Origin of the sequence: Streptosporangium sp. NPDC005286, assembly GCF_040607515.1 — a bacterium.
GTDB lineage: Bacteria > Actinomycetota > Actinomycetes > Streptosporangiales > Streptosporangiaceae > Streptosporangium.
The window spans coordinates 1-8,580 of sequence record NZ_JBEXGU010000259.1; the positions used below are offsets into that span (position 1 = coordinate 1).

The window sequence follows — 8,580 nt, forward strand, 5'->3', positions numbered from 1 at the left end:
GGTGGCCCGGTACCGGGCCACCGCACCACCGGCTCCATAATGGTCAATCGATCGATTGATTGATACTCTTCCTCCAGGCCGCCCCGGCCACAAAATCAAGGCATGAAAGCAGAGTTCATAAAGGTGTGGCGGCGAGAGATCACTCTCATCGCCAATCAATCGATTGGACTCCCCGTCATGTTGATCCGCAAAGGCCTCCGTATGAGAATCATCGACGCGCGGGTCCGGCTCCCCCAGCACCTGCGTGAGACCGCGACCTACAACGCCCCCTTTCGGCAGACCGAGCAGTACGACCGCGTGCTGGGACTGACCGGCAAGATGAATGAAGGCACGCTGCCCGATCTGCTGGCCGCCATGGACGCGGAAGGCATCGACCGGGCGGTCATGCACGCCGAGTCCGAGGGCGGCGAGTCCGCGGAGGCGCTGAACGAGGCGCTGGTCAAGGTGGTCGCCGAACATCCCGGCCGCTTCTCGGGCATCGGCACCGTGGACCTGTACCCGCCCCGGCCGACGCGGGCGGCCGGGCAGGTCGCCGCCGCGGCCGCCCAGGGGCTGCTCGGCGTGGCCGTACAGCCCGCCTTCTTCGGCCTGGACATCGACGACCGCGCCCTCTACCCGATGTACTCGCGCGCCGAGGAGCTCGGCCTGGTCGTCGCGGTGCACACCGGCATCACCTACTCGCGGATGCATCCCATCAGGCACGAGCGTCCCGAGTTGCTGGACCAGGTGGCCTGTGACTTCCCCGATCTGCGGCTCATCGCCTGCCACGCGGGATGGCCGTGGGCCACCGAGTTCTGCGCCGTGGCGCGCCGGCACCCCACGGTCTACCTGGAGTTCGGTGGGCTGGCCCCGAAGTACGTGTCCCGTCCGGGCACCGGATGGGACACCATGTTCGGCATGATGTCCACGGTGCTGCGCGATCAGGTTCTCTACGGCAGCGACTGGCCGGTGATGGAGCCCTCCCGCGCGCTCGCCGAATGGCGTGAGTCCGGCCTGCCCGAGCCCGCGCTGGAGGCGCTGTTCGCGGGCAACGCGGCCCGGCTGTTCGGTCTGGAACGGTCGCTCTGCGAGCGGTCATGACCCTCACCCGGCTGCTTGACGAGCGGGCCCGGCGGCACCCGGCCAAGGTGTTCCTGCGCACCCGTGAGGGCGACCTCAGCTACGCCGAGTTCCACGAGCGGTCCCGCGCGCTCTCCGCGGGCCTCGCGGCGCTCGGGGTGCGGCCGGGCGAGCCGGTCGCCGTACTGATGCGCAACAGTGCCGACGCGGTGCTGACCTGGTTCGCGGTCGCCCGCCTGGGTGCGGTGCACGTGCCGGTCAACACCTCGCTGATCGGTTCCGGCCTGGCCCATGCCTTCCAGGTGACCCGGGCGCGCGTCACGGTGGTCGACGCGGAACTGCTGCCCGCCCTGGCCGCACTGCCGCACGAGCCGTCCGGTCTGGAGGCGATCCTGGTGCGCGGCGCCGGAGACGCCCTTCCCACCTGGCACGGCACGGCGCGCGTCGCCCGCTTCGAGCGGGCGGCACTACCCGGCGTGGCCGTGGCACCGGCGGAGACCGGCGCGCTCGCACCGGCGATGATGCTGTTCACCTCGGGGACCACCGGCCCTTCCAAGGCGTGCGTGCTCTCCAACCACTACCTCGTGCGGCAGGGCGAGCTGCACGCGGAGAACCTCCGGCTGACCGGCGAGGACGTCCTGTACTGCCCGTTCCCGCTGTTCCACATCGACGCCGCCACGCTGACCGTCGTGGCGGCCCTGTCGGTCGGGGCCGTCGCGGCGATCGGCGCCGGGTTCAGCGCGTCGGGGTTCTGGGACGAGGTCCGCCGCTTCGACGCCACGGTCTTCAACTTCATGGGCGCGACCCTGACCATCCTGTGGAAGCGCCCACCTCGGCCGGACGACCGGGCGCACCGGGTCCGCCTGGCGTGGGGCGTGCCGATGCCCGCCTGGCGGGACGGGTGGGAGCAGCGGTTCGGGTTCCCGCTGCTGGAGGTGTACGGGCTCACCGACGGCGGCGTGCCGGTCTACGAGCCGCTCGACGCCCCCCGGCGCCCCGGGTCGTGCGGTCGCGTCATCTCGCAGTACGAACTCGCCATCGGCGGGGAAGACGGCTCGCCACTGCCGCCGGGTGAGATCGGGGAGATCCTGATCCGCCCCCGCGAGCCCGGCCTCGTCATGAACTCCTACCACGGGATGCCCGAGGCCACCGCCGCCGCCTTCCACGGCGAGTGGCTGCGCACCGGCGACCTCGGCCGCCTCGACGAGGACGGCCACCTTTACTTCTGCGGCCGCGCCAAGGACGGGATCCGCCGCCGGGGCGAGAACATCTCCGCCTACGAGGTCGAGCAGGTCGTGGAGGGACATCCGAGTGTGCTGGAGGCCGCGGCCGTCGGCGTGCCCAGCGAGCTGACCGAGGAGGATCTGAAGGTCTGCGTCGTGCTGCGCCCCGGCGCGAGCCTCACCGCCGAGGAACTCACCGAGCACTGCACCCGCCACGCCGCGCCGCACATGGTCCCCCGGTACGTCGAGTTCCTCGACCTGCTGCCGAAGACGCCGACCCAGAAGGTGGAGAAGTTCCAGCTCAGGCAGGCCGGGATCACCCCGGCCACCTGGGATCGAGAGGCCGCGCGTCCGGGCACTCGGGCACGTCCCGGGGCCGGAGATCTCGTGGCCGAAAACTTCGGCGGCCCCTGAACCCCCGTTACCTGGTCGGCGTATCTCAGGGGGAACGGCACGATTGATCCCTCCCACCGCAGGAAAGGGGCAGCGATCTTGATGAGCACCCGGCGGTCATCCGGGCAACGGTTCCTGACCGCCACCCTGCTGGTCTCCGCCACACTGATCGCCGGGTGCTCATCAACCGCCGTGACACCCACGTCCCCCACGCAGGCGATGGAAGTGGTCGCCGACCGGGTCGACGCGGACGTCCGCTTCTCCCAGGAGATGATCCCGCACCACCGCCAGACCATCCAGCTCGCCGACCTGGTGACCGGCCGTACCCAGAACCCCTACGTGCGCGACCTGGCCGCGAAGATCAGGCAGAGCGAGTCCGCCGACATCGACCTGATGTCCGGCTGGCTCCGGTCATGGCAGGTCGAGATACCGGCGGATGACGACCACGCCGCGCACAACATGCCGGGCATGCTGTCCGCCACCCAGATCTCCTCGCTGAAGAGACGCTCAGGCGCCGCCTTCGACAAGCTGTGGCTGAGCCTCCTTGGCAGGCACCTCGACAGCGGCGTCCGGATGGCCCAGGTCGTGATCGCTCTGGGAAGCCACCGGCCGACCGTCCAGCTGGCGGAGAGGCTCGTCACCGAGCAGCGCGCCCAGATCGGCGAGATCGGCAGGAAGCTCGCCTGAGCCACCGTACCTCCGAGCGGCGGGCCGGCCAGGAACGGCCCGCCGCTCGGCGGCATGCCACCGTTCGAACGGAGCGGAGCAGGGCAGCAGCGCGGGGCACGACCGGATCGCGGTGACGCCAGGCGGCGCCGGTACCGTGATCGGGTCCCGCCCACCGCTGGAGGCCCCATGAAGACAACCGGGAGACGGCCCGTCCTCGCCGACTCCGTCAGGATCACCGACGACGCCGTGGAGATCCTCGACCGCCGCGTCTATCCCTTCGAACACCGCTGGGTGCGCTGCGCCACCAGCGAGGACGTCGCGGTGGCCATCGAGCGGATGGTCACGCAGAGCACCGGCCCCTCCTTCGCGGCGACCGCCGGGATGATCCTGGCCGCCCGTGAGGCCCGCGACGAACCACCGGTCCTGGCGGCGGCCCGGCTGCGCGGGGCGGGCGACCGGCTGATCACGACCCGGCCCACGAACAACCACATCCGCGACGCCGTCCACGCGGTCCTGGCCGCCACCGTGGACGGACCGCTGCCCGAGGCGTCGGGGGAGGAACTGGTGGAGGCCGTGACCCGGGCCGCGACCGAGCACGACGCGGCCTACCGGGCGAGCAGCGCGGCCCTGGGCAGGCACGCGGCGGCACTGCTGGAGGACGGCGCCCGCGTCCTCACCCACTGCTGGGCCGACACCTACCTGATCGCGACGGTCGAGGCCGCGCAGCAGGCGGGCAAGCGACTGGAGTTCGTCTGCACCGAGACCCGGCCCTACCTGCAGGGAGCGCGGCTGACCGCGCCGACGCTGGTGGAGATGGGCTACCGGCCCACCCTGATCACCGACGGGATGGTCGCCTCGGTGCTGGCCGACGGGCTCGCCGACGTGGCGCTGACCGCGGCGGACCGGGTGACGATGGACGGCCATGTGGTGAACAAGGTCGGCACCCTCGGGGTGGCGCTGGCCGCCCGCGCCTTCGACGTCCCGTACTACGTGGTTATCCCGGCGCCCGACCCCCGGGCGCCGGGAATCGGCGACGTCGTCATCGAGCGGCGGGACGGTGACGAGGTCCTGCACGTGCTGGGAAGGCGCACCGCGGGCGAGGGCGTGACCGGCCACTACCCCGCCTTCGACGCCACTCCCCCGCACCTGGTGACCAGGATCGTGACCGAACGCGGCGCCTTCAGCGCCGAACGCGTGTCGGAGCACTTCGAGGCGCCGGAGCGTTCCGGGGCGTCCGAGTGTTCGGAGAACGGATGAACGGTGCCCACCGCATCGTCGTGGGCACCGGGCATCGACGACGCGCACCTTCTACTGTGGGCCTTTGATCCGCAAATACAGCGAAAGATGCTACTTCTTCGGCGCCTCTGCATCGGCGGGGGAAGGGGCACCGAGACGGATATGCACCGCCTGGGGCGAGCGATCAGGATGCCCGTCATCACGTCCGCCGCTTCCTCCGCCGTCCTATGCCGAACGGCCGGCTGCCGTAATGTTGCGTCGGCCACATTCCCGGGGCAGGTGGAGACCGTACGCCGGGTAGAGGTTGTGGAATTCGCACCCGGCGGGGTCGGAGTGCCTGCGGCGAGGTGGTCACCCTCGCCGCAGGCGCGGCCTTCAGCGCACAGCGACTCGGCCGGGCCCGACGGGTCGGCGGCGGTCCGGATGTGCCTCGGCAGCGGCCTGAGCCACATCGGGGTGATCGACGACGGCTCGGCCACCGGCGTACCGGAGGTGCGAGCGACCTTCGCGCGACACCCGGCACCGGCCGGTGATCGACCGGGGCCCGGTACGCGGAAGGCCTCCCCCGCCACAGGCGGGGGAGGCCTTCCGCGGAACCACGGCCGGATCGCGCCGCCGGGCTCAGCTGGGCGAACCTGCGGTCTCCTGCTCTCCGGCGCGGCGCCGCTCCTCTGCCTCGACCGCCTCGGCCAGCTCGTTGTCGCGGTCACGGCGGTACTCACGAAGCGAGTAGGCGATGGCGGCGGCCCAGATGGCGGCGATGATGATGTAGGCGGCCGCCTGGACGCCGCCGGAGGCGTCGACCCAGTCACTGCGCAGCAGGGTCCGCACGTTGGTCAGGACGATGACACCGCCGACGGCGGAGCCCAGGATGCGCGGCGGGATGTGGCGGACCAGCCAGGCCGCGATGGGGGCCGCGATGACGCCGCCGAGCAGCAGGACGGCCACCCAGGAGAAGTCGATGTTCTCCGAGCCGATGCCGACGAAGAAGCCGATGCTGGCGGCGATGGCGACCAGGAACTCGCTGGCATCGATGGAACCGATCACCTTGCGCGGTGCCAGGCGGCCGCTGGCCAGGATCGCCGGGGTGCCGACCGGACCCCAGCCGCCGCCACCGGTGGCGTCGACGAATCCGGCCACCAGGCCGAGGGGCGCGAGGAAGCGCTTGCGCAACGGCTTGCCCAGGTTGCCGCGCGGCAGGCCGAAGGCCGTGAAGCGGACCAGGACGTAGACACCCAGCGCGAGCAGGATGATCGACATGACCGGGGCGGCGACCTCGGTGGACAGGCCGGACAGGAAGGTGGCTCCCGCGAACGCGCCGACGGCGCCGGGGAGACCGATCTTGGCGACGACCTTCCAGTCGATGTTGTCGAACCGCCAGTGCGATACGCCGGAGGCGAGGGTCGTGCCGATCTCGGCGAGGTGGATGGTGGCCGAGGCGGCGGCGGGGTTGGTGCCGATGGCCAGGAGTAGCGTCGTCGAGGTGACACCGTAGGCCATGCCGAGGCTGCCGTCGACGAGTTGCGCCGCGAAGCCGACCAGGCCTAAGAGGATGAGCGCACGCACGACGCCCCCCTTCCCATTTTCCCTACTATGTTGATAGGAAACATAGTTATTGAACTTCAAGACGACGTCAAGTCACGTTTCAAGCAAGGCGTCTCAAGTTGTGGACATCTTCGTCTCACACGGACCGTCAGTTCGATCGACACCCGCTGTCAGGCTCCGCGTCGCCTGCCACTCTCGGCCACCGGCGACAGGAGCGCGGCCAGGCTGACGGTGTCGACGATGGCGTTTATCGAGGTCTCGATGTTCAGCCACACCGTGCGCAGTCGTACCGCCTCTCCGAAGTAGGCCACGTCCCCGGTCGGCAGACCCCGCACCGAGGTCAGCTCGCCACCGACGGCACGCAGGACGTCTCCGACCGAGATGTCCACCGGCGGCCTGGTGAGGGTGAAGCCGCCCTCGTGGCCCCGCTGGGCGAAGACGAGGTCGGCACGGCGCAGGTCGGTCAGAATGCCGCGCAGGAAACTCGCCGGGATCTCCTGTGTCTGGGCCATCGTCTCCGACTTGACAGGGACCGGATCGCTCAACGCGATGACCAGCATCGCCCTCAGTGCGTAGTCGCTCCGCGCCGTGACGTGCATCAGACAGCCCTCCGACGGTGCGCCTCTCGATGACCTCATGTGGGTTGGTTCAGATTAATCTACTATCTCTACAGGTTAACTGTGAATTATTCCCGCCGTGGGGCACGACCACGGAGCCTCCTGGCGGCCCCGGGCGACCCGCCCGTGAGAAGCCGCCCCGCGGGAAGGAGCCGACGGCGAGCACCTGGGCCACCCTGCTCGGCGCGCCGGCCGGGCTGGTCCTGCCATGGCCTGCTCTCGTCGCCAGGCGGTCGAGCCACAACACACCTCCACCGAAACCGGCAGGTGAAGCGTGATCAATCAGGCGATACCTCGCACAAATATGCGGCATAAGTACCGCCGCATATTTTGGGCAGCTCTTCAAGAGTTGATTGCCGATCTTTGCTTTGCCAAGCTCTGCACTGTGCCGGCCTGACTGGGGAGAGGGGGCGGCACCTTGGAAACCGGAGGGGTCTGTCGTGCTCGTCACGCTTGCGGCGCCAGTGGCGCCGATCGCTGCACATCAACTGTTGATCTTCCTACTCCAGGTGGGGCTGCTCCTGCTGCTCGCCCTCACCTTCGGCCGTCTGGCCGGGCGGCTCGGCATGCCCGCCGTCGTCGGTGAGCTGTTCGTCGGGGTGGTCCTGGGGCCGTCCTTCCTCGCCCATGTCGCGCCGGACCTGTCCACCTGGCTGTTCCCGCAGGACAGCGCCCAGTTCCACCTGCTCGACGCGGTCGGGCAGATCGGCGTGCTGCTGCTCGTCGGCATCACCGGCATCCACATGGACATGAGGATGGTCCGGCGCAGGGGCGCCACGGCGGCCGGAGTCAGCATCGGCGGGTTGCTGGTGCCGCTCGCGTTCGGCATCGGCGCCGGATTCCTGCTCCCGGCCACGCTCATCCCCACCGGAACCGAGCCGCTGGTCTTCGCGCTCTTCCTCGGCGTCGCGATGTGCGTCAGCGCCATCCCGGTCATCGCCAAGACCCTGATGGACATGGGGCTGCTCCACCGTAACATCGGGCAGCTCACGCTCACCGCGGGCATGATCGACGACGCGTTCGGCTGGTTCATGCTGTCGATCGTGTCGGCCATGGCCACCACCGGCCTGCGCGCGGGAAGCGTGCTGGTCTCGCTGGCCTGCCTGCTGGCGGTCGTGATCTTCGCGCTCACCGTGGGCCGCCCGCTCGTGCGGCACTCGTTCCGGCTCACCTCCCGGGACGAGGACTCCGGCTCGTCCGTCGCGACCGCGGCCGTGCTGATCCTGCTCGCCTCGGCCGCCACGCACGCGATGGGCCTGGAGGCGGTCTTCGGTGCCTTCGTCTGCGGCATGCTGATCGGTACCGCGGGCGGCGTCGAACCGGCACGGCTCGCCCCGCTGCGCACCGTGGTGCTCTCCGGCTTCGCGCCGATCTTCTTCGCCACCGCGGGGTTGCGCATGGACCTGACGTCCCTGGCCGACCCGATGGTGCTGCTCGCCGGGCTCGGCATCCTGACCGTGGCGATCGTCGGCAAATTCCTCGGGGCCTACGCCGGAGCACGTGCCAGCAGGCTCAACCGGTGGGAGGCCCTGGCCCTGGGCGCCGGGCTCAACGCGCGGGGCGTCATCGAGGTGGTCGTGGCCATGGTGGGCCTGCGGCTGGGCATCCTCAGCGTCGAGGTCTACACGATCGTGGTGCTGGTGGCGATCGTGACCTCCCTCATGGCACCGCCGATCCTGCGCTGGGCCATGGCCAGGGTGGAGCAGACCACCGAGGAGGAGCTGCGCAGGAACGAGCAGCTCGCCTGGTCGAAGCAGTCCCAGACGAACAGCGCCGACCCGCTGTAGCGGAACGCCGGCCCGGCCGCGAGGGCCGTCCGCCCCGTCCACGGACGGGGC

General features: G+C 70.2%; 7 protein-coding genes. 5 read left to right on the plus strand and 2 right to left on the minus strand.

Annotated features, from left to right (window positions below; genetic code table 11):
* Positions 1–201 precede the first annotated feature (201 nt).
* The 4 genes from ABZU75_RS43510 (at position 202) to ABZU75_RS43525 (ending at position 4,601) form a co-directional block, all read left to right on the plus strand.
* Positions 202–1,080, plus strand: coding sequence for an amidohydrolase family protein (locus ABZU75_RS43510; RefSeq protein WP_355568404.1), 879 nt, complete (start codon positions 202–204; stop codon positions 1,078–1,080).
* Positions 1,077–2,696: an AMP-binding protein gene (locus tag ABZU75_RS43515; RefSeq protein WP_355568407.1), complete on the plus strand. Its 1,620-nt coding sequence runs from the start codon at positions 1,077–1,079 to the stop codon at positions 2,694–2,696. The genes ABZU75_RS43510 and ABZU75_RS43515 overlap by 4 nt, the downstream gene beginning before the upstream one ends.
* Positions 2,697–2,777: 81 nt before the next feature.
* Entirely contained in the window at positions 2,778–3,362 is a 585-nt protein-coding gene (locus tag ABZU75_RS43520) for a DUF305 domain-containing protein (protein WP_355568410.1), read from the plus strand.
* A gap of 168 nt (positions 3,363–3,530) precedes the next feature.
* Complete coding sequence (locus ABZU75_RS43525) at positions 3,531–4,601, plus strand: hypothetical protein (protein ID WP_355568415.1); 1,071 nt, start codon at positions 3,531–3,533, stop codon at positions 4,599–4,601.
* A gap of 600 nt (positions 4,602–5,201) precedes the next feature.
* Here ABZU75_RS43525 and ABZU75_RS43530 read toward each other — a convergent pair.
* Complete coding sequence (locus ABZU75_RS43530; protein ID WP_355568418.1) at positions 5,202–6,146, minus strand: sulfite exporter TauE/SafE family protein; 945 nt, start codon at positions 6,144–6,146, stop codon at positions 5,202–5,204.
* A gap of 149 nt (positions 6,147–6,295) precedes the next feature.
* Positions 6,296–6,724, minus strand: a complete 429-nt coding sequence (locus ABZU75_RS43535; RefSeq protein WP_350930385.1) for an Rrf2 family transcriptional regulator — start codon at positions 6,722–6,724, stop codon at positions 6,296–6,298.
* Between the two features lie 509 nt (positions 6,725–7,233).
* Here ABZU75_RS43535 and ABZU75_RS43540 point away from each other — a divergent pair.
* Complete coding sequence (locus ABZU75_RS43540; protein ID WP_355568422.1) at positions 7,234–8,529, plus strand: cation:proton antiporter; 1,296 nt, start codon at positions 7,234–7,236, stop codon at positions 8,527–8,529.
* The last annotated feature ends 51 nt before the right edge of the window (positions 8,530–8,580 follow it).

Coding starts and splice junctions, on each gene's coding strand:
- ABZU75_RS43525 (WP_355568415.1), top strand. CDS start 3,531: ATGAAGACAACCGGGAGACGGCCCGTCCTCGCCGACTCCGTCAGGATC.
- ABZU75_RS43520 (WP_355568410.1), top strand. CDS start 2,778: ATGAGCACCCGGCGGTCATCCGGGCAACGGTTCCTGACCGCCACCCTG.
- ABZU75_RS43510 (WP_355568404.1), top strand. CDS start 202: ATGAGAATCATCGACGCGCGGGTCCGGCTCCCCCAGCACCTGCGTGAG.
- ABZU75_RS43535 (WP_350930385.1), bottom strand. CDS start 6,724: ATGCACGTCACGGCGCGGAGCGACTACGCACTGAGGGCGATGCTGGTC.
- ABZU75_RS43515 (WP_355568407.1), top strand. CDS start 1,077: ATGACCCTCACCCGGCTGCTTGACGAGCGGGCCCGGCGGCACCCGGCC.